This window comes from Cryobacterium sp. TMT1-19, from assembly GCF_004403055.1.
GTDB lineage: Bacteria > Actinomycetota > Actinomycetes > Actinomycetales > Microbacteriaceae > Cryobacterium > Cryobacterium sandaracinum.
This window is the reverse complement of sequence record NZ_SOHB01000028.1, coordinates 128024-150423: the sequence shown is the minus strand read 5'-3', so window position 1 is coordinate 150423 and position 22400 is coordinate 128024. Positions and strand designations below refer to the sequence as shown.

Annotated in this window: 19 protein-coding genes; 16 read left to right on the top strand and 3 right to left on the bottom strand. The window is 68.0% G+C overall.

All coding sequences use genetic code 11. The annotated features are described in order from the left end of the window. The first annotated feature begins 144 nt into the window (after window positions 1-144). From E3T40_RS07715 to E3T40_RS07705, 3 genes are all read left to right on the top strand, one after another. On the top strand, window positions 145-1092 hold the full coding sequence (locus E3T40_RS07715; RefSeq protein WP_134543059.1) for an ROK family glucokinase: 948 nt from the start codon (window positions 145-147) through the stop codon (window positions 1090-1092). Window positions 1093-1119: 27 nt separating this feature from the next. After that, a complete protein-coding gene (locus tag E3T40_RS07710) occupies window positions 1120-1809 on the top strand; it encodes a 1-acyl-sn-glycerol-3-phosphate acyltransferase (RefSeq protein ID WP_104099533.1) in 690 nt (229 codons plus the stop codon). A 94-nt stretch (window positions 1810-1903) separates the two neighbouring features. Further along, on the top strand, window positions 1904-3274 hold the full coding sequence (locus E3T40_RS07705; protein ID WP_369828376.1) for a class II 3-deoxy-7-phosphoheptulonate synthase: 1371 nt from the start codon (window positions 1904-1906) through the stop codon (window positions 3272-3274). 75 nt (window positions 3275-3349) lie between these two features. On the opposite strand, the gene pknB is transcribed toward E3T40_RS07705, so the two are convergent. Both pknB and E3T40_RS07695 read right to left on the bottom strand, forming a co-directional pair. Further along, window positions 3350-5275 (bottom strand): Stk1 family PASTA domain-containing Ser/Thr kinase, encoded by a 1926-nt coding sequence (gene pknB / locus E3T40_RS07700; RefSeq protein ID WP_370287895.1) that lies wholly within the window; start codon window positions 5273-5275, stop codon window positions 3350-3352. A 113-nt stretch (window positions 5276-5388) separates the two neighbouring features. Continuing rightward, window positions 5389-6657, bottom strand: coding sequence for a LysM peptidoglycan-binding domain-containing protein (locus E3T40_RS07695; RefSeq protein ID WP_241981706.1), 1269 nt, complete (start codon window positions 6655-6657; stop codon window positions 5389-5391). Between the two features lie 190 nt (window positions 6658-6847). Here E3T40_RS07695 and E3T40_RS07690 point away from each other — a divergent pair, with 190 nt between their 5' ends. Continuing rightward, a complete protein-coding gene (locus tag E3T40_RS07690) occupies window positions 6848-7192 on the top strand; it encodes an Rv2175c family DNA-binding protein (RefSeq protein ID WP_134543057.1) in 345 nt (114 codons plus the stop codon). A 13-nt stretch (window positions 7193-7205) separates the two neighbouring features. Here the strand turns inward: E3T40_RS07690 and E3T40_RS07685 are convergent, their stop codons facing one another. After that, window positions 7206-8327: a polyprenyl synthetase family protein gene (locus E3T40_RS07685; RefSeq protein WP_134543056.1), complete on the bottom strand. Its 1122-nt coding sequence runs from the start codon at window positions 8325-8327 to the stop codon at window positions 7206-7208. Between the two features lie 72 nt (window positions 8328-8399). On the opposite strand from E3T40_RS07685, the gene E3T40_RS07680 reads away from it, so the two are divergent. The 12 genes from E3T40_RS07680 (at window position 8400) to murC (ending at window position 22390) form a co-directional block, all read left to right on the top strand. After that, window positions 8400-8783 carry a DUF3040 domain-containing protein gene (locus E3T40_RS07680; protein WP_104194799.1) on the top strand — a complete coding sequence of 128 codons (384 nt, stop codon included), beginning with the start codon at window positions 8400-8402 and terminating at the stop codon, window positions 8781-8783. 264 nt (window positions 8784-9047) lie between these two features. After that, entirely contained in the window at window positions 9048-9479 is a 432-nt protein-coding gene (gene mraZ / locus E3T40_RS07675; protein WP_134543055.1) for a division/cell wall cluster transcriptional repressor MraZ, read from the top strand. 96 nt (window positions 9480-9575) lie between these two features. Further along, window positions 9576-10529 (top strand): 16S rRNA (cytosine(1402)-N(4))-methyltransferase RsmH, encoded by a 954-nt coding sequence (rsmH, locus tag E3T40_RS07670; RefSeq protein ID WP_134543054.1) that lies wholly within the window; start codon window positions 9576-9578, stop codon window positions 10527-10529. Beyond that, window positions 10526-11128, top strand: a complete 603-nt coding sequence (locus tag E3T40_RS07665) for a hypothetical protein (RefSeq protein ID WP_134543053.1) — start codon at window positions 10526-10528, stop codon at window positions 11126-11128. The genes rsmH and E3T40_RS07665 overlap by 4 nt, the downstream gene beginning before the upstream one ends. A 106-nt stretch (window positions 11129-11234) precedes the next feature. After that, window positions 11235-13013 (top strand): penicillin-binding protein 2, encoded by a 1779-nt coding sequence (locus E3T40_RS07660; protein ID WP_241981704.1) that lies wholly within the window; start codon window positions 11235-11237, stop codon window positions 13011-13013. Window positions 13014-13026: 13 nt separating this feature from the next. Then, on the top strand, window positions 13027-14571 hold the full coding sequence (locus E3T40_RS07655) for a Mur ligase family protein (protein ID WP_134543052.1): 1545 nt from the start codon (window positions 13027-13029) through the stop codon (window positions 14569-14571). After that, window positions 14572-15984, top strand: a complete 1413-nt coding sequence (murF, locus tag E3T40_RS07650; protein WP_134543051.1) for a UDP-N-acetylmuramoyl-tripeptide--D-alanyl-D-alanine ligase — start codon at window positions 14572-14574, stop codon at window positions 15982-15984. Next, window positions 15981-17072: a phospho-N-acetylmuramoyl-pentapeptide-transferase gene (gene mraY, locus E3T40_RS07645; RefSeq protein WP_104194853.1), complete on the top strand. Its 1092-nt coding sequence runs from the start codon at window positions 15981-15983 to the stop codon at window positions 17070-17072. The genes murF and mraY overlap by 4 nt, the downstream gene beginning before the upstream one ends. After that, complete coding sequence (gene murD / locus E3T40_RS07640) at window positions 17072-18628, top strand: UDP-N-acetylmuramoyl-L-alanine--D-glutamate ligase (protein ID WP_370287893.1); 1557 nt, start codon at window positions 17072-17074, stop codon at window positions 18626-18628. The genes mraY and murD overlap by 1 nt, the downstream gene beginning before the upstream one ends. Continuing rightward, the gene (gene ftsW, locus E3T40_RS07635) at window positions 18597-19838 is read left to right on the top strand and encodes a putative lipid II flippase FtsW (protein ID WP_134543049.1); all 1242 of its coding nucleotides are present in this window, start codon (window positions 18597-18599) and stop codon (window positions 19836-19838) included. The genes murD and ftsW overlap by 32 nt, the downstream gene beginning before the upstream one ends. Beyond that, window positions 19835-20905 carry a glycosyltransferase gene (locus E3T40_RS07630; protein WP_104194792.1) on the top strand — a complete coding sequence of 357 codons (1071 nt, stop codon included), beginning with the start codon at window positions 19835-19837 and terminating at the stop codon, window positions 20903-20905. The genes ftsW and E3T40_RS07630 overlap by 4 nt, the downstream gene beginning before the upstream one ends. A gap of 87 nt (window positions 20906-20992) precedes the next feature. Beyond that, the gene (gene murC / locus E3T40_RS07625; protein ID WP_134543048.1) at window positions 20993-22390 is read left to right on the top strand and encodes a UDP-N-acetylmuramate--L-alanine ligase; all 1398 of its coding nucleotides are present in this window, start codon (window positions 20993-20995) and stop codon (window positions 22388-22390) included. Window positions 22391-22400 lie beyond the last annotated feature (10 nt).

Genomic DNA, 22400 nt, shown 5'->3' with positions numbered 1-22400 from the left:
GCCCCACTCTATCCACGTCACTTCGTGGAAGCAGCCGTTTCGCCTGGCCGTGTCTTGGTTCACTACACTCTAGGGGGACGCACCGGCTTCGTTGTCTCGCCTCGCAGAGCGCCCCACTTTATCCATCGACGAAAGAAGTCCGCTGTGCACGCCATTGGTATCGACATCGGCGGCACCAAAATCGCCGCGGCCCTGGTCGACGAATCCGGAACGATCATCCGCTCGGATCGACGCCCGACCACCGCGAGCGATCCTCGCGGGATCGAAGACGCCGTCGTCGACATGATCACGGAGCTCTCGGAGAGCGAGGAGGTCGTCGCCGCCGGGATCGCCGCGGCCGGCTTCATCGACGCCGCCCAGTCCACCGTTTACTACGGGCCCAACGTCAACTGGCGCCACGAGCCGCTTCGGGCCACTCTCGAGGCGCGGCTCGACCTGCCCATCCTGATCGAGAACGACGCGAACGCCGCGGGCTGGGCGGAATTCACCTTCGGCGCCGGCCGGGGCTACACCGACATGGTCACCCTCACCATCGGCACCGGCGTGGGCGGAGCTATCGTCGCCGACAACCGTCTCTTCCGCGGTGGCTTCGGCTGTGCCGCCGAGCTCGGGCATCTGCGCGTGGTGCCCGGCGGTCGCCTCTGCGGCTGCGGCGCCCACGGCTGCATCGAACAGTACGGTTCGGGTCGCGCCCTGCTTCGAATTGCCACCGAGCTGGCGGATGCCGGCGGAATCGGCCTCGGCCTCGCGACCGCCCGTGAGCGCAAGGGCAAGCTGACCGGCAAAGAGGTCGGCCGGCTGATCCAGGACGGTGACAACGGCGCCCTGGCCGCCCTGAGGCAGTTGGGCGGCTCGCTCGGGCAGGCCTGCGCAAGTCTGGCGGCCGTACTTGACCCGCAGATCTTCGTCTTCGGCGGGGGCGTCGCCGCTGCCGGTGAACTGCTGCTCGAGCCCATCCGCGCCGCCTACCTCGAAAATCTGCCGGCCAGGGGCTTCCACCCGGAGGCCGAATTCGCCATCGCGCAGCTCGTCAACGACGCCGGTGTCGTCGGTGCGGCCGACCTGGCGCGGAAACACGTTTTCGCGCAGTAGGATTTCCGCGTTACCGAGGGAGCAACGATGTTCTACTGGCTCATGAAAAACATTGTCATCGGCCCTCTGCTGCTGGCTATCTTCCGGCCCTGGGTGGTCGGGCTCGAAAACATCCCCAAAGAGGGCGGTGTGATCCTGGCGAGCAATCACCTGTCCTTCATCGACTCGGTGTTCCTGCCGCTGGTCGTGCCGCGTCGCGTCGTCTTCCTCGCCAAGAGCGAGTACTTCACGGGCAAGGGGCTCAAGGGCTGGGCGACACGCCAGTTCTTCAAGGCCACCGGCCAGCTGCCGATCGACCGGTCGGGTGGCAAGGCATCCGAGGATTCCCTCAACACCGGCCTGCGCGTCCTGGGTGCCGGCGGCGTGCTCGGCATCTACCCTGAGGGCACCCGCAGTCCCGACGCGAAGATGTACCGGGGCCGCACCGGCGTGGCGCGGATGGTGCTCGAGGCCGAGGTCCCGGTCATCCCCGTGGCCATGATCGACACTGAGAAGGCCATGCCGACGGGCACCCGTATCCCGAAGGTGCGCCGGATCGGCATCGTGATCGGCGAACCCCTCGACTTCAGCCGCTTCGATGGCATGGAGGGCGACCGGTTTGTGCTCCGGTCCGTGACCGACGAGCTGATGTACGAGCTGCAGGCCCTCAGCCGGCAGGAGTATGTGGACGTCTACGCGACCAGCGTGAAAGAAAAGCGGGCCAGCCTGACCCGATAGAATCAGACGGTTGCCCAGGGGCCGACAGACCCCGACCCGATAGCCCGGCCCGCAATATTATTCTTGCCGGACCAGACAAAAAAGGAATAGTCCCGTGGTAGACCCCACCGAACCAGTCGTGCTCGCAGATCGATCTGTGGTTGCCGGCCTGGACTATTGGCGCACCCTCCCGATCAAGCAGCAGCCGACCTGGCCCGACGCGGATGCGGTTGCCGCGGCATCTGCCGAACTGTCCACGCAGCCGCCGCTCGTCTTCGCCGGCGAGGTCGACATTCTACGGAACCGGCTCGCCGAGGCCGCCAGCGGCCATGCCTTCCTGCTGCAGGGCGGGGACTGCGCCGAGACCTTCAGCGGCGCCACCGCGGAGCAGATCCGCAACCGGGTCAAGACCGTGCTGCAGATGGCCGTCGTGTTGACGTACGGCGCGTCGATGCCCGTGATCAAGATGGGCCGGATGGCCGGCCAGTTCGCCAAGCCACGCTCCAGCGATTTCGAGACCCGGGGTGGCGTCACCCTGCCGGCTTACCGCGGCGATATCGTCAATGGCTACGATTTCACACCCGAATCGCGCGAGGCCGACCCGGCCCGCCTGGTCAAGGGCTACCACACCGCCGCCTCCACCCTCAACCTGATCCGTGCCTTCACGCAGGGCGGTTTCGCCGACCTGCGCCAGGTGCACAGCTGGAACCAGGGCTTCGCCGCCAACCCGGCCAACCAGCGCTACGAGAAGGTGGCCAAGGAGATCGACCGCGCGATCAAGTTCATGATCGCGTGCGGCGCCGACTTTGAAGCCATGCGTCGGACGGAGTTCTACACCAGCCACGAGGGTCTGCTGATGGACTACGAGCGTCCGATGACCCGGATCGATTCCCGCACGGGCACGCCGTACAACACGTCCGCGCACTTCATCTGGATCGGGGAGCGCACCCGTGACCTTGATGGTGCGCACGTCGACTTCCTCTCCCGGGTGCGCAACCCGATCGGGGTCAAGCTTGGCCCGAGCACGTCAACCGACGACATGCTGCGCCTGGTCGACAAGCTCGACCCGAACCGCGAACCCGGTCGTCTCACGTTCATCACCCGGATGGGTGCGGGCAAGGTGCGCAGCGCCCTGCCGCCGCTGCTGGAGGCGATCAAGGCCAGTGAGGCCAAGCCGCTCTGGGTCACCGACCCGATGCACGGCAACGGTGTGACCACGCCCACCGGGTACAAGACCCGTCGTTTCGACGACGTCGTCGACGAGGTGCGCGGCTTCTTCGAGGCGCACCGCAGCGTCGGCACACACCCGGGCGGCGTTCACGTCGAACTTACCGGCGACGACGTCACGGAGTGCCTGGGTGGTTCCGAGCACATCGACGAGGCCGCGCTGGCGACCCGCTACGAGTCGCTCTGCGACCCGCGCCTGAATCACATGCAGTCGCTCGAGCTCGCCTTCCTGGTTGCCGAGGAGCTTGCCGCTCGCTAACCCGTCCCCGCGGCCCCGGGTGCCCGCTCCGGCATGGGAACCGCCGGGTACGGCCGGCCCGGCCGTGACGGCTGTCTAGCCGAATGGGTTCGTCGGCTTGAGGGTGATGGTGCTGTTCTTGGGCGCGTCGGCGCCGGCTTCGGGATTCGTCGATGCGACGCTCAGGAGCGGTGCGATGGCATCCGCGCCGAGATTGTAGCTCAGCTTGAATCCCAGGTCGGTGAGCACCTGCTTGCCCTCGTTCCACGGGAGGCCGACGATGTTGGGCACCGTGACGGGTGCCGGGCCGAGGGAGGTGGTGAGAGCATAGGTGTCGCCGGTGCGCACGGAACCCTCGTTCACGGGGGCCGCGCTCACGACGTCTCCCTCGGCGATCGACTCACTGTAGACCTCGTCGCCGGGGGTGACGAGCAGCCCCTTCTCCGCCAGGATCGCGGTGGCGTCCTTGACGGATTCGCCGGACACGTCCGGTACGGGGCCGAGTGAGAGAACCAGATTGACGTTCATGCCCACGAAGTAGTCCCCACCCTGGGAGACGTCCCCGGCGTCGGTTTCGCGGCTCGCGGAGATGACCAGGCCCGATTCCACCGTGTCGTCGAAGAGGGAATCGGTCGCCCCGATGCCTGCCTTCAGCTCCGTGACGGCGGAGGTCGCAGCATCGGCCGTCAATCCCGCCAGCACGGGCAGAACGATCGGCTGCGGGCCCTGGGATACACGCAGCGTCACCGTGCTGCCCTTCGCCACGCGGGTGCCTGAATCCGGGTTGGTGCTGGAGACGAGGCCGGCGGGGATGGTGCCGCTGAACTCGGTGCCGAGCGCCGCCTCCAGCCCGAGCCCGGTGAGCTGGGCGGTCGCGTCGTCGGGGGACACCGAGACGAGGGCGGGAATCGGGACCTCCGAGCCGGGGCCGTTGCCGAAGAACCAGCCGGTTCCGCCGGCAAGGGCTGCCAGCATGAGCACCAGCGCGAAGAGCCAGAAGCCGCGGAACTTGCGTGTGCGGGCCTTGTCGGCCAGGAGAATGGTGGTGGCGGGTGCCGAGGCAGAAGCCGCCGTGGCCACGCCGGCCACCGCCGGGGCGAGCGGGGCACCGCCGAGGATCTGGGTGTCCGCGTCGGCCACCGCTGCGGTCACGCCGCCGGGCAGCACCATGGTCGCGGATTGTCCGGTCGCCGGGGGAGCCGGGCGCACGAGCTTGTCGAGGTCGAGCAGCTGATCGAGCATGACACGTGCGTCCCGGGGGCGCTGCTCCGGGTCGCGGGCGGTGGCCCAGAGCACCAGTTCGTCGAGCTCGTGCGGAATCGCGGGTATCCGCGCGCTTGGCATGGGCACGGTGTCGTTCGCGTGCTGGTAGGCGATCTGCATGGGCGCTTCGCCGACATAGGGCTGCTCGCCGGTAAGCATCTCGTAGGTCATGATGCCGAGCGCGTAGATGTCGCTGCGGGCATCCGCGATGCCCCGCGTGACGAGTTCGGGGGAGAGGTAGGCGATCGTGCCGAGCAGGGCCTGCCCGGTGGCCGTGTTGTTGTTGACGGCCCGGGCGAGTCCGAAGTCGCCGATCTTGATGCGGCCGTCGTCGGCCAGGAGAACATTCTCCGGCTTGAGATCGCGATGCACGATTCCCGCTTTGTGCGCGGCGGCGAGGCCCGAGAGCACCGCCTCGAGGATGTCCATCGTCTGCTCACTGGTGAGCCGGCCGTAGTCCTTGAGCAGGTCGCGCAGAGTGATGCCGGGCAGGTATTCCATGACCAGATAGGCCATATCGGCATCCTGGCCCTGGTCGTAGACGTTGACCACGTTCGGGTGCGCGAGCCGGGCGGCCGAGCGGGCCTCCTGCACGAACCGGGCCTTGAACGTGTTGTCGTCGGCGAGGTGCCCGTGCATGATCTTGATGGCGACCCGGCGTTCGAGGCGCAGGTCGGTCGCGAGGTACACGGTGGCCATGCCACCGCGGGCGATCCGGGAGCGCACCTGATAGCGGCCGTCTATCAGACGGCCGACCATGGGATCGGCAGGGGTATCGCTCACTAGTCGAGTCTAGGGATTGCGAAGCCGTTCCTTGTGCCGGAACACTCGCAAGTCAGGGTTTTCAAGCCTGAGCGGATGCGAGCTGCAGGTCAGCCGAGATCGGCCAGCCAGGCCCGGGCCGATGTTTCCCACTTCGCGTAGTGGTTCGGGTGAGCCGAGATCTGCACGGTCTGCGCGGCCTCGGTCACGGTCATCGACTCCCAGCCGGGGATGTCGAGCAGTCCGCGCGTGATGCCGGGGTTGGGGTTCACGGGGCCGCCGAAGAAGGCGAGGCTGGCCCGCTCCGGGTCGAGCACCTGCTCGGGGGTTCCCCAGCCGAAACTGGGGCGTTGCTGGAAGAGGCCGAGGGAGTCGCGGTCGCCGTACTGCACGTTGCGCAGCCCGGATTCCTGGGCCGCGGCGGCCAGGGCGATCACGATTGCGGAGTCGCCGGCACCCGCGCGGCGACCGCTCGCGATAATGATTTCGGCGTGCCGGCGCATGTCCTCGCTGAGCGGCGTGACCTCGCCTGGCGCTGCAGACGGCGCAGGGGCGGCCTCCTCGATGAGGATCGCCGATTCCATCGCCGGCGCCGCGGGAACGGAGCCGGACGGGATCGACAGAACCTGGCCGGGGTAGATGATGCTGGACCAGCCGAGGCCGTTGGCGTCGAGCACGGATTGCACCGAGACACCCGCCGCGGCCGCGAGGGCTCCGATGGTCTCGCCGGCGGCGATCGTGTGCGTGCCGGAAGCATTCAGCGGGGCGACGGCTGCGGCCGGCGCGGCCGAGACCGGCGCGGCACCGTCGCCCGGCGGCAGCACCACGGCCTGCCCGGGGAAGATGATGCTGCTCGCGTCGAGCCCGTTCACGCGGAGCAGGGCCTCGAGGGAGAGCCCGTGCGCGGCGGCAACGCCGGAAAGCGTGTCCCCGCTCTGGATCAGGTACCGCGAGATCTCGGCGGCGACGGGCGCCGGAGCCGGAGCGGACGGCTGCGCCAGGCCGGCCAGGGTCAGCATCTGGCCCGGAAAGATCACCGCGGACCAGCCAAGGCCGTTGAGGGCGAGCACGGATGCGGTGGAGAGACCGAATCGTCCGGCCACGTTGCTCACGGTGTCGCCTTCGACGACCTGGTACTGGGTCGGCGCCGCGACGGCGGCGATACTCTGCCGACCTGCGTCGGCGGGCACCGCGGTCGGCAGGATGCTCTTGCTCTTGAGCGGCTTCTTCGCGATGGTGGCGGCATCCGCCGGCGACGCCAGGTTCAGGCTGATCGCGATCGTGCTGATCAGCACGAGCGGGACGGTGACCAGGACGCCCAGACCCCGTCGTTCGGTGGCGTGCCGGTGGCGGCCCTCGCCGGGCGTCGAAGAATTCACGTTGCTGGTGCTGCTGGCTGGACTGTTCCTGCTGGCTGGTGCCGACATTCCGCTCCCGTCGATTGCGTGCGACAGCGGTGCTGGCACAGTATTGCCCAGTCAATCAGGTTGGCCCCCATTCTGGGCATCAACACGCGCGTTTGCGCCATGAGAGTTTGTCCGCCCCGTCGAATCATGGGAGGCTTGATGAGTGACCGAATCGTTCTCAGATCAAGAGTGGCTGTCCATCGCCGACCTCATCCGGGTGCTCGGCGTCAGCCAGAGCCGCGTGCGTCAGCTGATCGACGACAAGCAGCTGCTCGCCATGCGCCGTGACAACGGCCCCTTGCAGGTTCCCGCCGCGTTCATCAGGGACGGCGCCCCGCTGCCTGAGCTGCGCGGCACGCTGATCGTGCTCTCCGACGACGGCTTCAGTGACGAGCAGGCGATGCGCTGGCTCCTTGAGGTCGACGGCAGCCTCGGCGTTCCCCCGGTCCAGGCACTGCTTGCCGGCCGTAAGGCCGAAGTGCGCCGGGTCGCCCAGGCGCTCGCCTGACTTTTCAGCGCTCCTAAAACGCGCGGCGGGTCACTGTCTCGGCCAGCTCCATCAGCCGCGTCGTGACCGCGCCGCTGATCGGTGATCCCTTGAGCGCTGCGAGGGCCTCGGCGACGTTCGAGTCGATGAGCGCCTCGATCCGCTCGACGGCGCCGCTGTCGACGATGGCGCGCTGCAACATCCCGATCTGTGCTTCCGTCAGCAGCGGGTCGCCGAGGAGCTCGTCCAGGTTCTCGCGGGCCGTGTCCGTCAGGTTCTCGCGCGCCAGAGCGACCAGTACAGTGCGTTTGCCCTCGCGGAGGTCGTCGCCGCTCGGTTTGCCGGTGACGGAGGCGTCGCCGAACACCCCGAGCAGGTCGTCCCGAAGTTGGAATGCGATGCCGAGCGGCAGTCCGAAGGCACGCAGGGCGTCGAGGTGGTCCGGGCCGGCGCCGGCCAGGGCTGCGCCGATCACGAGCGGCGCCTGCACGCTGTACTTGGCCGACTTGAAGACGATGACCCGCAGCGCCCGGTCGAAGAGTTCCGATTCGGGCTGGGTGAACCAGGCGCGTTCTTCGAGGATGTCGAGGTACTGGCCCACGGTGACCTCCGTGCGCATCCGGTTGAATTCTATCCGTGCCCGGACCGCGACCGACGCGTCGGTGGCTGCCGCGAGCCCCTCGTCGAGCAGCTCATCGCTCCAGCCCAGCAGGAGGTCGCCGAGAAGGATTCCGGCGGCCCGGCCGAACGCGACCTGGCTGCCTGCCCATCCGCTTTGGCCGTGCATGCCCTCGAAGAGTTTGTGGGCGGAGGCCGCGCCGCGCCGGGTATCCGAATTATCGATGATGTCGTCGTGGACGAGTGCTGCCGCATGGAAGATTTCCAGGGCCGCCGCCGCGGAGATGACCGGCACCAGCGCGGTCAGGGCGTGGTCGGAATCCCTGTTCGCACCAGTGGATCCGCCTGTGCCGACGCTCTGCCAGCCCCAGTAGCAGAACAGCGCCCGGAAGCGTTTGCCACCGCTGAGAAACTGCCGTGAGAACTCCACCAGCGGCGTGAGATCGGGGCTGATGGTTGTCACAATTGGTAAACGAGTTTCGAGGAATTCGTCGATGCGAGAATGAACCAGATCGATCAGATGATTGCTTTGCGCCACTTGCCTAGCCTAGCCATCACGGCGGGGTTAGACTCGGTGAGGCACAGCGCGATCCTAAATAGGAGGAATGAGATGCCGCTTTCGGAACAAGAGCAGCGACTCCTCGAAGAGATGGAGCGCGGCCTTTACCACAATGACGCCGACTTCGTGGCGACCGTCGGTGGCAGCAGCCTCCGGCCCGACTACCGCTCGATTTCCATCGGGGTTCTGGCCGCGGTTGCCGGCATCGGTGCTCTCATCGCCGGCGTGGCCATCCAGCAGCTCTGGCTCGGCGTCCTCGGCTTCATCATCATGTTTGCCGGGGTGTTGTTCGCGACCACGCCCAGCAAGTCCGCCCGGCGGATGTCCGCAGCCGCTCCGCGCTCCCGTCCGAACCAGCAGCAGCGGTCGTCTCAGCGCGGTTTCATGGATCGCATGAACGAACGCTGGGATCGTCGCCAGGACGGCCAGCAGTAACCTCCTCACCACCGCTCGACTGCACTTCCGCTCCACCGCACCTCGCAGACAGGGCCGATCATCCGATCGGCCCTTTTTTTGTGCCCGAAAACGGCGCGAAATGAATCCCGGCGTTGGATTTCCCTCCACTCTGCTTTTCCCCGTGTTCATGCGGATCAGTAGGGAAAATGTCTCCAATATTTGCGCGTTTATTCTGTTTGGTGGATCGAAGTGGAGTAAAGTGGAGCAAGATCTGGACCGTGACCGGATGAGAGGGGGAGATGAATGTTCTTTGGCACGTACGCCCCCAAGCTCGACGAAAAAGGCCGCATCATCCTTCCCGCAAAATTCCGGGACGAGCTGTCTCCCGGGATCGTCATGACCCGAGGCCAGGAGAACTGCCTCTACGTGTTCACGAGCCGGGAGTTCGAGGCGTACTACGCGAAGATCTCCCAGGCGCCGCTCACGGACCAGAGCGGGCGCTCCTTCAGTCGCATGATGTTCTCCGGCGCGAGCGCAGAGCAGCCCGACAAACAGAACCGGGTGACCATCCCCGCGAACCTGCGCGCCTGGGCCGGGCTCGACCGGGACCTCACCGTGATCGGCGCCGGCAACCGGGTCGAGATCTGGGACACCGCCGCCTGGGACGCGTACCTCTCCGAACAGGAAGAACCATTCGCCAACATCACGGAGGAGGTGATTCCGGGACTCATCTAGCTCCTGACGCCTGACTCCCAGCCGTTCTGCCTGACACACTTCCCCGGTGGCAGAGACGAATGGATGGGGATCAGGAATCAGGAACCACCCGGGACTATGGCCATCAACGACATCCACACCCCAGTTCTGCTCGACCGCTGCGTCGAGCTGCTCGCACCGGCACTGGAACGACCCGGCGCCGTGCTCGTCGACGCCACTCTCGGCATGGGCGGGCACGCCGAGGCGTTCCTGCAGCGATTCCCCGGGCTCGTCCTGGTCGGACTCGACCGGGATCTCGACGCCCTCGCGATCGCCGAGGAGCGGCTGAAGCCGTTCCGCGACCGGGTTCACCTCGTGCACACCGTCTACGACGGTATTCAGGACGCGCTGGCCGGCCTCGGCATCCGCGAGGTGTCCGGCGTGCTCTTCGACCTCGGCGTGTCCTCGCTCCAGCTCGACCGGGTCGAGCGTGGTTTCTCCTATTCCAAGGACGCGCCGCTGGACATGCGCATGGACAACACCAGCGACCTGACGGCCGAGCGCATCGTGGCCACGTACAGCGAGCAGGAGCTGCGCCGGATCTTCCACGAGTACGGCGAGGAGAGGCTGGCGGCACGCTACGCCAAGGCCATCGTCGAGGCCAGGGAGACCACCCCGTTCGTGCGGTCGGCCCAGCTGGTCTCCGTGATCACCGCCGTCACACCGGTCGTCGTTCAGCGCGCCGGACACCCCGCGAAGCGGGTCTTCCAGGCGCTGCGCATCGAGGTCAACCAGGAACTCGCCGTGCTCGAGCGCGCCATTCCCGCAGCGCTCGATTCGGTCGCGGTCGGTGGGCGCATCGTCGTCATGGCCTACCAGTCCCTCGAGGACCGGATCGTGAAGAAGACCCTGGCGAAGGCATCCGGCTCCACCGCCCCTGCCGGATTGCCGATCGAACTTCCCGAACACAAACCACTGTTCAAGCTTGTGATCCGAGGGGCCGAATTGGCCTCGGACGAAGAAAAGGCGAGAAACCCGCGCGCAACGCCGGTTCGCCTTCGCGCCGCCGAGCGACTGAGGAGAGCCGCATGAGTGACAACCTCGCACGCGCACCACGACCCAACTGGGAGAGCACCGCCGACACCGTTTCGGTGCCGGAGCCTCGCCACATCGAGATCGTCTCGCCGCGCAGCCAGCGTCACGCGCGTCCGAAGATCGTCTACGCCCTCTCGGCCGTCACCGGCGTGGCCGCCATCGTGCTCGCCCAGCTGCTGCTGAGCGTCGGGATCTCCCAGTCCGCCTACGAGGTGTCCCGGCTGCAGGCCAGCCAGGTCGAACTCGGGCGCACGGCGGAGAGCGTCACCGAGGACCTCGTGCGGGTCTCGTCCCCGCAGAGCCTGGCCGCGAACGCGGAAGCACTCGGCATGGTCAGCAACTCCAACCCGGTGTACCTCCGCCTGTCCGACGCCGCCGTTCTCGGCGCGCCCGCCTCCGCCAGCGGAAGCTCGCCCGGTACGGCGAGTCTGGTGCCCAACTCGCTCCTCGCCGGCGTACCTTTGGTCACGGAACTGCCGCAGAACACCGGTCAGGGAGCCAGCCTCGGCGGTTCACCGGCCGAGGTCCCCGCGGCGGTCGCCCCGGTTGCCCCGGCAGCCGAACCCAACGCTCTGCCGACGCCCACGACCCGCTAGCCCGCCCCGGTTCGCCCGTCTCGCGAGGGACGTCCCGCCCGCCTCCCGTTAGTTTCGTTCCCAGAACGCGCCCAACCCGCGGCTCCGGCCGCAGTCAGGAATCGCAGTGGCGAGCAGCTCCCGGTCCAGCAGGCGGCGCAGTGCCGCGACGATCCTGATCCTGTTCGTGTTCGTGGCCGTATTCGTGGTCAGGCTCGTCGACATCCAGGTCGTGCGCGCCGAGACGCTCAGCGCCGACTCGCTGGGCAACCGGTCGGTCGAGCAGCCCGTCTACGGAGCCCGCGGAGACATCGTCGACACGAACGGGGTCGTCCTGGCCGGCACGGTCATGCGGTATGACATCACCCTGTCTCCGCGGAACGCCGCGGAATTCGACCGCACCACCGACGATGGGGCCGTGACCGTGACGGTCGCGCAGGCGGCCGCGGAGGTGGGCGCCCTCACCGGGCAGACCGGCGACGAGATCCTCCAGATCATCTCCGGCTCCCTGGCCGCCGACAAGGACTCCGACTACGCCGTCGTCGTGCGGGCCGTGGACGTCTCGGTGTTCCGGGCTATCGACCAGCTCGACATCCCGTGGATGTACGCCGAGAAGAACCCGGGCCGGGTCTACCCGGACGGCGCCGTGGCCGGCAACCTGGTCGGATTCGTCTCCTCCGGGGGAGAGGCTCAGGCCGGCATCGAGCTCGGGCAGGACGCCTGCCTCGCGAGCACCAACGGCACGGAGACCTATGAGAAGGGAGCGGATGGCGTGCGCCTGCCCCAGAGCACCGTCACCACGGTCCGGGCCAAGGACGGCGGCGACGTCGTCACGACCATCGACTCCGACCTGCAGTGGTTCGTGCAGCAGGCGCTGGCCGAACAGGCCGTCGCCACAGGCGCGGCCTGGGGCAACGTGGTGGTGCAGGAGGTGAAGACCGGGAAGCTCGTCGCGGTCGCCGACTACCCGTCGGTCGACCCCAACAACGTCAACGGCACCCCCGACGCCGAGGACCGCGGCTCCCGGGCCTTCACCGCCCCCTTCGAGCCCGGTTCTACGTACAAGGCGCTGACCACGGCATCCGTTCTCGACGCGGGGGCCGCCACCCCGCTGAGCCGGGTCGTCGCGCCCTACCGGTACCTGCCTCCCAACGGTGCCAACGTGAACGATAGCTCCAACCACGCCGACCTGAACCTCACCCTCACGGGCGTGATGATCGAGTCTTCGAACACGGGCATGTCGAAGTTCGGCGAGTTGATCAGTGACCAGCAGCGCTACGAATATATGAGTAAGTTCGGTGTGGGCTCGGCCTCGGAGTCCGGTTTCCTCGCCGAGGAATCCGGCACCCTGCGCCCCTTCGAAGATTGGGACAACCAGACCAAGTACGCGACCATGTTCGGTCAGGGGCTCACCACCACGGCCATCCAGGTCTCCAGCATCTACCAGACCCTGGCCAACAACGGCGTGCGGATGCCCGTGCAGCTGGTCGCAGGCTGCCGCCACGCTGACGGCAGCATGACCGACGTGCCCGAAGCGGTCGGCACCCCGGTCGTGTCGGCCGCCGCCGCCCGGGAGACCGCAGACATCCTCGAGATGGTCTACCAGAAGGCCTGGCTGGCCAAGACGTGGGAGATTCCGGGCTACCGGGTGGGCGCGAAGACCGGGACGGCGCAGATGCCCGATGGTCGGGGTGGGTACACCAAGGGGTACCTGGTGTCGGTCTCCGGCTTCGCTCCGGGCGACGATCCGCAGTATGTCGTTTCGGTCAGCCTCGCCGACCCTGTTAAACTGAACTCTTCCGCGGCATCTGCTCCGATCTTTCAAGAGGTCATGAGTCAGGTGCTGAAGAAGTACCGGGCAGTCCCCTCGGGCGCCACCGCGCCTGCCCTTCCCGGTACCTGGTAAGAAAGCGAGCCCCGTGACCGAATTGGCACCCTCGGCTCTCCGTCCTCAGCATCCGGTCCCCAGATCGTTGTCGGGACTGGTCGATGAATTCGAACTGTATGTGCACGGCGATGTCGATGGCCTCGAGGTCACCGGCGTGAGCCTGAGCTCCCGAACCGTTCAGCCCGGAGACCTCTATGTCGGCGTTCCCGGGCGCGCGAGTCATGGCGCGACCTACGCCGCCGGCGCCCGCGAGTCCGGTGCGGTCGCGATTTTGACCGATGAGGCCGGGGCGGTGCTGGCCGCCGACAGCGGCCTGCCGATCCTGGTGACCCCGGACGCGCGCGCCGCGCTCGGTGCCGTCGCCGCCTGGATCTACCGCACCGACGCCAATCCGGCCACGCTCTTCTCCGTCACCGGCACCAACGGCAAGACCAGCGTGGTCTACCTCCTCTTCGCCCTGCTCAACCAGCTGGGCGTCGTGGCCGGCCTCACTTCGACGGCCGAGCGCCGCATCGGCGACCTCGCCGTGGTGAGCTCGCTGACGACCCCGGAGGCAACCGAGCTGCACGCCCTCCTCTCCCGCATGCGAGAGGCCGAGGTGCGCGCCGTTGCGATCGAGGTGTCCGCCCAGGCGCTGACCCGCCACCGCGTGGACGGGCTCGTCTTCGACGTCGCCGGGTTCACGAATCTGAGTCACGACCACCTCGACGACTACGCGGGCCTCGACGAGTACTTCCAGGCCAAACTCGAGCTGTTCCAGCCCGACCGCTCCCGGCGGGGCGTCATCACGGTCGACTCCGACTGGGGCCGCCGCATCGTCGACGAGTGCCGCATCCCCGCCACCACCCTGAGCAGCAACCCGGACGTCGCCGCCGACTGGCACATGTCCATCGTCTCCGAGAGCGCGCTGTACACCGAGTTCCTGCTCGAGGGCCCCGAAGGGCGCCGCCTGCAGACCCGGGTTCCCCTGGTCGGCTGGTTCATGGCCGCCAACGCCGCCCTGGCCATCCTGATGCTGGTCGAATCCGGCTACGACCTCGAGGCGATCGCCCATTCCCTCGATCGTGACGGCGGAATCGACGTCTACATCCCCGGGCGCGCCGAGCGCATCTCCGGGGACACGGGACCGCTCGTCTACATCGACTACGGGCACAGCCCGGACGCGTTCCTGAACACCCTCGCCGCCATCCGTAAGTTCACTCCCGGCCGACTGATCATGGTCTTCGGCGCCGACGGCGACCGCGACACCACGAAACGGGCGGACATGGGGGCGATCGCTGCCCGCGGGGCGGATGTCGTCGTGATCACCGACTTCCACCCTCGGTTCGAGGACCCCGCGGCCATTCGTGCCACTCTGCTCGCTGCCGCACGGGAGGCCGTGCCCGGCGGAGAGTTCCATGAGGTGCCCGACCCTCGGACGGCGTTCCGGACGGCGCTGTCCCTAGCGAAAGAAGGCGACGCGATCTTGTATGCGGGACCCGGCCATGAAAATTACCACGAGGTTGCCGGCGTGAAGATTCCGTACTCCGCCCGGGACGATTCCCGCCAGGCGCTGCGCGATGCGGGGTGGCTGTAGATGATCGCCCTGACCCTGGGCCAGATCGCCTTGGCCGTCGACGGCACGCTCCACCTGGACGGAACCTCTCGGAGCATCGACTCCGTGACCGACGGAATGGTGCACACCGACTCGCGCGACACCGTTCCCGGCTCCATCTTCGTGGCCAAGCCCGGTGCGGTGACTGACGGCCACCTCTTCGCCCCGGCCGCCGTCGAACGCGGCGCCACCCTGCTGATCGTCGAACGACACCTTGATCTCCCCGTGGCGCAGATCGTCGTGCCGGACGCCGTGCTCGCCCTCGGCGCCCTCGCCACCGACGTCGTGGCCCGCGTGCGGGAAGCCGGCAACCTCAAGATCGTCGCCGTCACCGGATCCAACGGCAAGACCACGACGAAGAACCTGCTCCGCGCCGTGCTCGAGCGCGTCGGCCCGACCGTCGCGGCCCGCGCATCTTTCAACAACGAGGTCGGCGCGCCGCTGACCATGCTCGAACTGACCCGTGACACCCGTTTCCTGGTGGCGGAGATGGGCGCGAGCGGCGTCGGAGAGATCGCCCGGCTCATCCGGATGGCCCGTCCCGACATCGGGATCGTGCTCAAGGTCGGCCTCGCCCACGCCGGCGAATTCGGAGGCATCGAAGCCACGGTCCGCGCGAAGACCGAAATGGTCACCGAGCTGCTGGCGACGGATGTCGCCGTGCTGAATACCGACGACCCGCGCGTCGCCGGTATGGCCGCCTCCACCCGGGCCCGGATCGTCTGGTTCGGCCAGTACGGCGACGAGGGAGTGCGCGCGACCGCGGTGCACGCCTCCGCGTCCGGAACGACGTTCACGCTGCACCTGGCCTCGGGCCAGTCCCGCCCGGTGGCGTTCCAGGTGCTCGGCGAACACCATGTCATGAACGCTCTGGCCGCCGCCGCCGCCGCCGAGATCCTGGGGGTCCCGATCGACGACATCGTCTCCGCCCTCGAATCCGTTCAGACCGCCGAACGTTGGCGCATGCAGGTCATGGGCGGCCGGGACGGGGTGACCGTCATCAACGACGCCTACAACGCCAGCCCGGACTCCATGACGGCGGCGCTCAAGACCCTCGCCCAGATCGGTGTTCCCGGCCGGCGCACCATCGCGGTTCTCGGCGAGATGAGCGAGCTGGGCGAACTGGCTGGTGAGGAGCACGACCGCGTCGGGCTGCTCGCCGTGCGCCTCAACATCTCCCAGCTCATCGTGGTCGGGCGCGGCGCGCGGCGCATGCACATCAGCACCATCAACGAGGGATCCTGGGACGGGGAGTCGGCCTTCGTCGAGAATGCCGACGAGGCCTTCGACCTGCTCTGCGCCACGGTGCAACCGGGGGACACCGTGCTGGTGAAATCCTCCAATTCCGCCGGCCTGAGATTTTTGGGCGACCGTCTGGGAGAGTGGTTCTCGTGAGAGCACTTTTGATGGCCGGAGCCTTCTCCCTCGTCTTCACCCTGTCGCTGACGCCGCTGTTCATCCGGCTGTTCAAGAAGCTGGGCTGGGGACAGTTCATCCGCGACGACGGCCCGCAGAGCCACCACGCCAAGCGCGGCACGGCCACCATGGGTGGCATCATCATCATCCTCGGCGCCGTGGTCAGCTATTTCTCGGCGATGTGGCTGACCGGGTCCCCGGTCACGGCGTCGCCGCTGCTGGTGCTGTTCATGATGGTGGGCCTCGGCATGGTCGGCTTCGTCGACGACTTCCTGAAAACGCGCAACCAGCGCAGCCTCGGGCTCGGCGGCTGGGCCAAGATCACCGGCCAGGTTCTCGTGGCCGGCACGTTCGCCATCCTGGCCATCCAGTTTCCGAACGCCAACGGTGTCACGCCGGCGTCGACTAAGATCTCGTTCCTGCGAGATCTGCCGCTGGACTTCATGCAATTGGGCAGCATCATCGGCATCTCCCTGTTCGTGCTGTGGATCTGTCTGATCGTGACGGCCACGTCCAACGGCGTCAACGTCACCGACGGCCTCGACGGGCTCGCCACCGGGTCGTCGATCCTGTCGATCGGCGCGTTCATCGTGATCGGCTTCTGGCAGTCCAACCAGGCCCGCTTCGGGGGAGCGGACATCGCCGACCTCTACCGCGCCTACGACGTTCGGGACCCGCTCGACCTGGCCATCGTCTCCGCGGCCATCGTCGGCGGCCTGATCGGCTTCCTCTGGTGGAACACCTCGCCGGCCAAGATCTTCCTGGGCGACACCGGTTCGCTCGGCATCGGCGGCGCCCTCGCCGCCCTGGCCATCCTGAGCCGCACCGAACTGCTGCTCGTGCTGATCGGCGGCCTGTTCGTGATCGAGGCCGGATCGGTGATCGTGCAGCGCGCCTACTTCAAGGTGACCCGCGGCCAGCGCATCTTCCTGATGAGCCCCATCCATCACCACTTCGAGCTCAAGGGCTGGGCCGAGGTCACCGTGGTGGTGCGTTTCTGGATCATCGGCGGGCTGTTCGTGGCCGCCGGCGTCGGCACCTTCTACCTCGAATGGCTGGCCAGCTAGTGGCTGGTCGCCACGCCGATGAGGCCGGGTCCGCTGGGGCTGACGCCCCGCGCCTCGACGGGTTGACCAGCTGGCACTCCGACTGGTCCGGCCTCCGTGTCGCCGTGCTCGGTCTGGGCGTCACCGGCTTCGCAGCCGCCGACACCCTCGTTGAACTGGGCGCGGATGTGCTCGTCGTGGCGGGGGACGCCCCTGCCGACACCATCCGCCTGCTCGACGTGATCGGGGCGGGACTGGTGCGGGCCGCGCCGGGCGTCGTTCCGCATGAACTGACCCGGCACCGGCCGGAGGTTCTGATCGCCTCGCCCGGCTACCACCCCGACCACGTTCTGCTGCTCTGGGCCGCTCGGGCCCGGGTACCGGTCTGGGGAGACATCGAGCTGGCCTGGCGCCTGCGGGACAAGGTCGGGCCCGCGGCCGAGTGGATCCTCGTCACCGGCACCAACGGCAAGACCACCACCGTGCAGCTGACGGCCACCATGCTCGCCGCCGCCGGCCTGCGCGTCGCACCCTGCGGCAACATCGGTGTGCCCGTCCTCGACGCCGTGCGCGACCCGCAGGGCTGGGACGTGCTCGTGGTCGAACTCTCCAGCTACCAGCTTCACCACCTGCCCCGCACCGGTCCCGGCGCCCTCGTGCCGTTCTCCAGCGTCTGCCTCAACATCGCCGACGACCACCTCGACTGGCACGGTTCGGCCGAAGCGTACCGCGATGCGAAAGCCACTGTCTACGCCAATACCCAGGTGGCCTGCGTCTACAACAAGGCGGATGCCGCGACCATCCGCATGGTCGAGGACGCCGACGTGCAGGAGGGTGCCCGGGCCATCGGCTTCGGCCTCGGCGCCCCCGGGCCCAGCGACTTCGGCATCGTCGAGGGCATCCTCTGCGACCGCGCGTTCCACGAGGACCGGTTCGAGACCGCCATCGAGATCACCACCGCGCCGGAACTCCGGGCCCGCGGGCTCAGCGCGCCGCACCTGCTCGCTGACATCCTCGCTGCCAGCGCTCTGGCCCGGTCCTTCGGCGTCGCGCCCGGCGTCATCCACGACGCCCTGGAGGGTTTCCGCCTCGACGCGCACCGGATCGAGATCGTTGCCGAGTTTGCCGGCATCCGCTGGATCGACGACTCGAAGGCCACCAACCCGCATGCGGCGGATGCTTCGCTCACCGCTTTCGAGACCGTCGTCTGGCTGGTCGGCGGCCTGCTCAAGGACGTCGACGTCGATGACCTGGTAGCCCGGCACGTCGGCCGCCTGCGCGGGGCCGTGATCATCGGAGCCGACCGCTCCGTGTTACGGGACGCATTCGCGCGACACGCGCCGGAGCTGCCGGTGTTCGAGATCGACGCCGACGACACTGGTCAGGTGATGCCCGGGGCGGTCCGCCTCGCGGCCGGTCTCGCAGAAACCGGCGACGTCGTGCTGCTGGCCCCGGCCGCGGCGTCTATGGACCAGTTCACCGACTACGCCCAGCGGGGCCGGTTGTTCGCAGAAGCCGTGCGGGAGCACCTGGGAGGTGAGGCGGATGAAGACTCCGCCTCGAACCCCGGCGCCTAGGCAGGCCGCGCCCGTCGCCTCCACCCGAATTCATTTCGGCCGGGTGTTCAAGGCCGAGTCCGCGAGCTATTTCCTGCTGCTCGGCACGACCCTGTTCCTCGTCGTGTTCGGCCTGGTCATGGTGCTGTCGTCTTCCTCGGTCGACTCCTACCTGGAGAACACCGGCTTCTTCGGCACCGTCCTGCGCCAGGGGGGATTCGCGCTGATCGGCGTTCCGGTGATGCTGATGATCAGCCACCTGCCGCTGAAGTTCTGGCGGCGTGTGGCCTGGCCGATGCTCATCGTCGCCTGTCTCCTGCAATGCCTGGTCGTGTTCACGCCGCTGGGCGTCGAGGTGGCCGGCAACACCAACTGGCTGTCGGTCGGCGGAGTCCAGTTCCAGCCCTCCGAGGCGATCAAACTCGCCCTCGTCGTCTGGCTGGGCATGATCCTGTCGCAGAAGGAGAAACGGCTCGACGACTGGCGCCACGTGTACATTCCGGTCTTCGGCGTGGGCGGCGGCGCCGTGCTGCTCGTGCTCATCGGCGGTGACCTCGGAACCGTCCTGATCATGGCCGGTATCCTCTTCGGAGCCCTGTTCTTCGCCGGCGTGCGACTGCGCCTCCTGGCAGTGCCTCTCGGCGCCGGGGTCGTGCTCGCGGTTCTGATGGCGTTGACGAGCACGAACCGGATGACCCGCATCCTGAGCTTCATGGGAGCCGGCTGCGAAGAGCTCGACGGCCCCATCTCGGCACCCTGCTGGCAGCCGCTGCACGGCACCTGGGCACTCGCTAACGGCGGGATCTTCGGCGTCGGGCTCGGCAATTCCAAGGCCAAGTGGTCCTGGCTGCCCGCGGCCGACAACGACTACATCTTCGCCATCGTCGGCGAGGAACTCGGACTGATCGGGGCCATCGTCGTCCTATTCATGTTCATCCTGCTGGCCTTCGCGTTCCTGCGCATCATGCGCACCGGCACGAGCCTGCAGGCCCGCGTGTCGACGGCCGCCGTGCTCGTCTGGCTGATCGGCCAGGCCTTCGTCAACATCGGCGTGGTCCTGGGCGTGTTCCCGGTGCTGGGTGTTCCGCTCCCGCTGGTGTCCGCCGGCGGCACCGCCCTGCTCACGACCCTCGGCGCGATCGGCATCGTGCTCTCATTCACCCGGGGCGACCACGCGGAGCCGCCACGACGCGCCGCCATGTCAACCGACACGTCAGGAGCCCGACAGTGACCACCTATCTGCTGGCCGGGGGCGGAACCGCCGGCCACGTGAACCCGTTGCTGGCCGTCGCCGACACCATCATGAGCCGGGAACCGGATGCGACAGTCATCGTTCTCGGCACCAGGGAGGGCCTCGAGGCCCGCCTGGTGCCGGCCCGCGGCTACGAGCTCGTCTTCGTTCCCCGACTGCCTTTCCCACGCCGGCCGAACCGACAGGCCCTCTCTTTTTTGCCACGGCTGAACCGGGCCATTGGCGACGTGGCCGATCTGATCCGGTTCCGCACGGTCGACGTCGTCGTCGGGTTCGGCGGCTACGTATCGACCCCGGCCTACTTCGCGGCACGCCGGGCGGGGGTGCCGATCGTCATCCACGAGGCCAATTTTCGGGCCGGGCTGGCCAACCGGCTCGGCGCCTGCTTCACCCGCCACGTCGCGGTGGCCTTTCCCGGCACCCGGATCCGCCACCCGCACGTCGTCGGGATGCCGCTGCGACCCGAGATCGCCGAGCTTGACCGGGCTCAGGCGCGCCCGGAGGCCTTGGCGCTCTTCGTCCTCGACGCCGACCGCCCCACCCTGCTGGTCACCGGCGGATCCCTGGGCGCTCGGCGCCTGAACAACACCATCGCTTCCTCGGCTCCCGGTCTGATCAAGGCCGGCTGGCAGGTGCTGCACATCACCGGTGAGAAGTCGGAGGTGACAGACCCAGGTCTGCACCACTACCGCCTGATCTCCTACTGCGACCGGATGGACCTGGCGCTGTCCGCGGCGGACTTCGCGGTGTCCCGGGCCGGCGCCGGAACCGTGTGCGAACTCAGCGCTCTCGGCATCCCGGCCGTCTACGTGCCGTACCCCGTCGGCAACGGCGAGCAGCGCTTCAACGCGGCGGACGTCGTGCGCGCCGGCGGCGGGATCCTCGTCGACGATGCGGACTTCGTGCCGAACTGGGTGCAGCACGAGCTCGTTCCCGTGCTCACCGACCGGGAGCGCGTGCGCCGGATGGGCGTCGCGGCGGCATCCGTCGGGGGACTCGACGGCTCGGCGCGAATGACCGACTTCATCCACGCCGCCCTCGCCTGATCACAGCGGCTAACGTTGTTCAAGCACCAGAACACCAGCACCGAACGCACACCAGCATTCGTCTCCGACTGAGAAGAGCCAGCAACCGTGATCAAGCCCGACCTGAACCTCACCATTCCCCGTGACCTCGGCACGGTGCATTTTGTGGGCATCGGCGGCTCCGGGATGAGCGGGATCGCACGGCTGTTCCTCGCCGCCGGGCATACCGTGACCGGCTCGGATGTGCGCGAGTCCGACAACGTGCTCGCCCTGCGCGAGCTGGGAGCCCACATCGCGATCGGCCACGCCGCTCAGAATGTCGGCGAAGCCGACAGCCTCGTCGTCACGGGGGCACTCTGGCAGGACAACCCGGAATACGTGCTGGCGAACGAACGCGGTCTCCCCGTGCTGCACCGCTCCCAGGCGCTTGCCTGGCTGATCGAGAAGCACCGCCTCGTCGCCGTCGCGGGCGCCCACGGCAAGACCACCTCGACCGGCATGATCGTGACCGGCCTGCTCGGCCTGGGCACGCATCCCAGCTTCGTCAATGGCGGTGTGATCGAATCGCTCGGCGTGTCGGCCGGCGCGGGCACCGACGACCTCTTCGTGGTCGAAGCCGACGAGTCGGACGGCTCGTTCCTGCTCTACAACACGGCCGTCGCCCTGGTCACCAACGTCGACCCTGACCACCTCGACCACTACGGTTCGCTCGAGGCCTTCGAGGCCGCGTTCGTCGAATTCGCACAGAACGCGACCGAGTTCGTGGTCATCTCCTCCGACGACGCCGGCGCGGTCAGCGTGACGGGCAAGCTCGCCGGCAAACGGGTCATCACCTTCGGCGAGGACGCCGCGGCCGACGTGCGCGTGCACTCGGTCGTCACCGACGGACCGGTGCGTTTCGGCGTGGCCTGGGCCGGAAGCGATTACTTCGCCACCCTCCGAATCCCAGGTCGGCACAACGCCATCAACGCCGCCGGCGCCTTCGCGGTGCTCGTCGGCCTCGGTTTCGCCCCGGAGGCGTCCCTGGCCGCCATCTCGGATTTTGGCGGCACCGAGCGCCGCTTCGAATTGCACGGCACCGTGGGTGGGGTCAGCGTCTACGACGACTACGCCCACCACCCCACCGAGGTGGCCGCGGCGCTGTCCGCCGCCCGCACGGTGGTCGGCGGCGGCCGGATCATCGCCGTGCATCAGCCGCACCTCTACAGCCGCACTCGGCTGTTCGCCCAGGAATTCGCCCAGACGCTTGAGGAGAAGGCGGACCAGACCGTCGTCCTCGGCGTGTACGGCGCCCGGGAAGACCCGGAGCCCGGCGTGACCGGCGCCCTCGTTTCCGAACGGTTCACGGATGCCGGCAAGGTCGTCTACGTGCCCGACTGGCAGGAGGCCGCCGACTACGTCGCCTCGATCGCCCGGGACGGCGACTTCGTCGTCACCCTCGGCTGCGGCGACGTCTACCGGATCGTTCCCCAGCTGCTCGCCTCGCTCACGCAGGCGCGCGGATGACCCGCCGACG

Excerpts from the sequence above, each read along its gene's own strand:
- ftsW (WP_134543049.1), top strand. The coding sequence starts at position 18,597 with ATGAAGACTCCGCCTCGAACCCCGGCGCCTAGGCAGGCCGCGCCCGTC.
- E3T40_RS07665 (WP_134543053.1), top strand. The coding sequence starts at position 10,526 with ATGAGTGACAACCTCGCACGCGCACCACGACCCAACTGGGAGAGCACC.
- rsmH (WP_134543054.1), top strand. The coding sequence starts at position 9,576 with ATGGCCATCAACGACATCCACACCCCAGTTCTGCTCGACCGCTGCGTC.
- E3T40_RS07710 (WP_104099533.1), top strand. The coding sequence starts at position 1,120 with ATGTTCTACTGGCTCATGAAAAACATTGTCATCGGCCCTCTGCTGCTG.
- pknB (WP_370287895.1), bottom strand. The coding sequence starts at position 5,275 with ATGGTCGGCCGTCTGATAGACGGCCGCTATCAGGTGCGCTCCCGGATC.
- E3T40_RS07680 (WP_104194799.1), top strand. The coding sequence starts at position 8,400 with ATGCCGCTTTCGGAACAAGAGCAGCGACTCCTCGAAGAGATGGAGCGC.
- murF (WP_134543051.1), top strand. The coding sequence starts at position 14,572 with ATGATCGCCCTGACCCTGGGCCAGATCGCCTTGGCCGTCGACGGCACG.
- mraZ (WP_134543055.1), top strand. The coding sequence starts at position 9,048 with ATGTTCTTTGGCACGTACGCCCCCAAGCTCGACGAAAAAGGCCGCATC.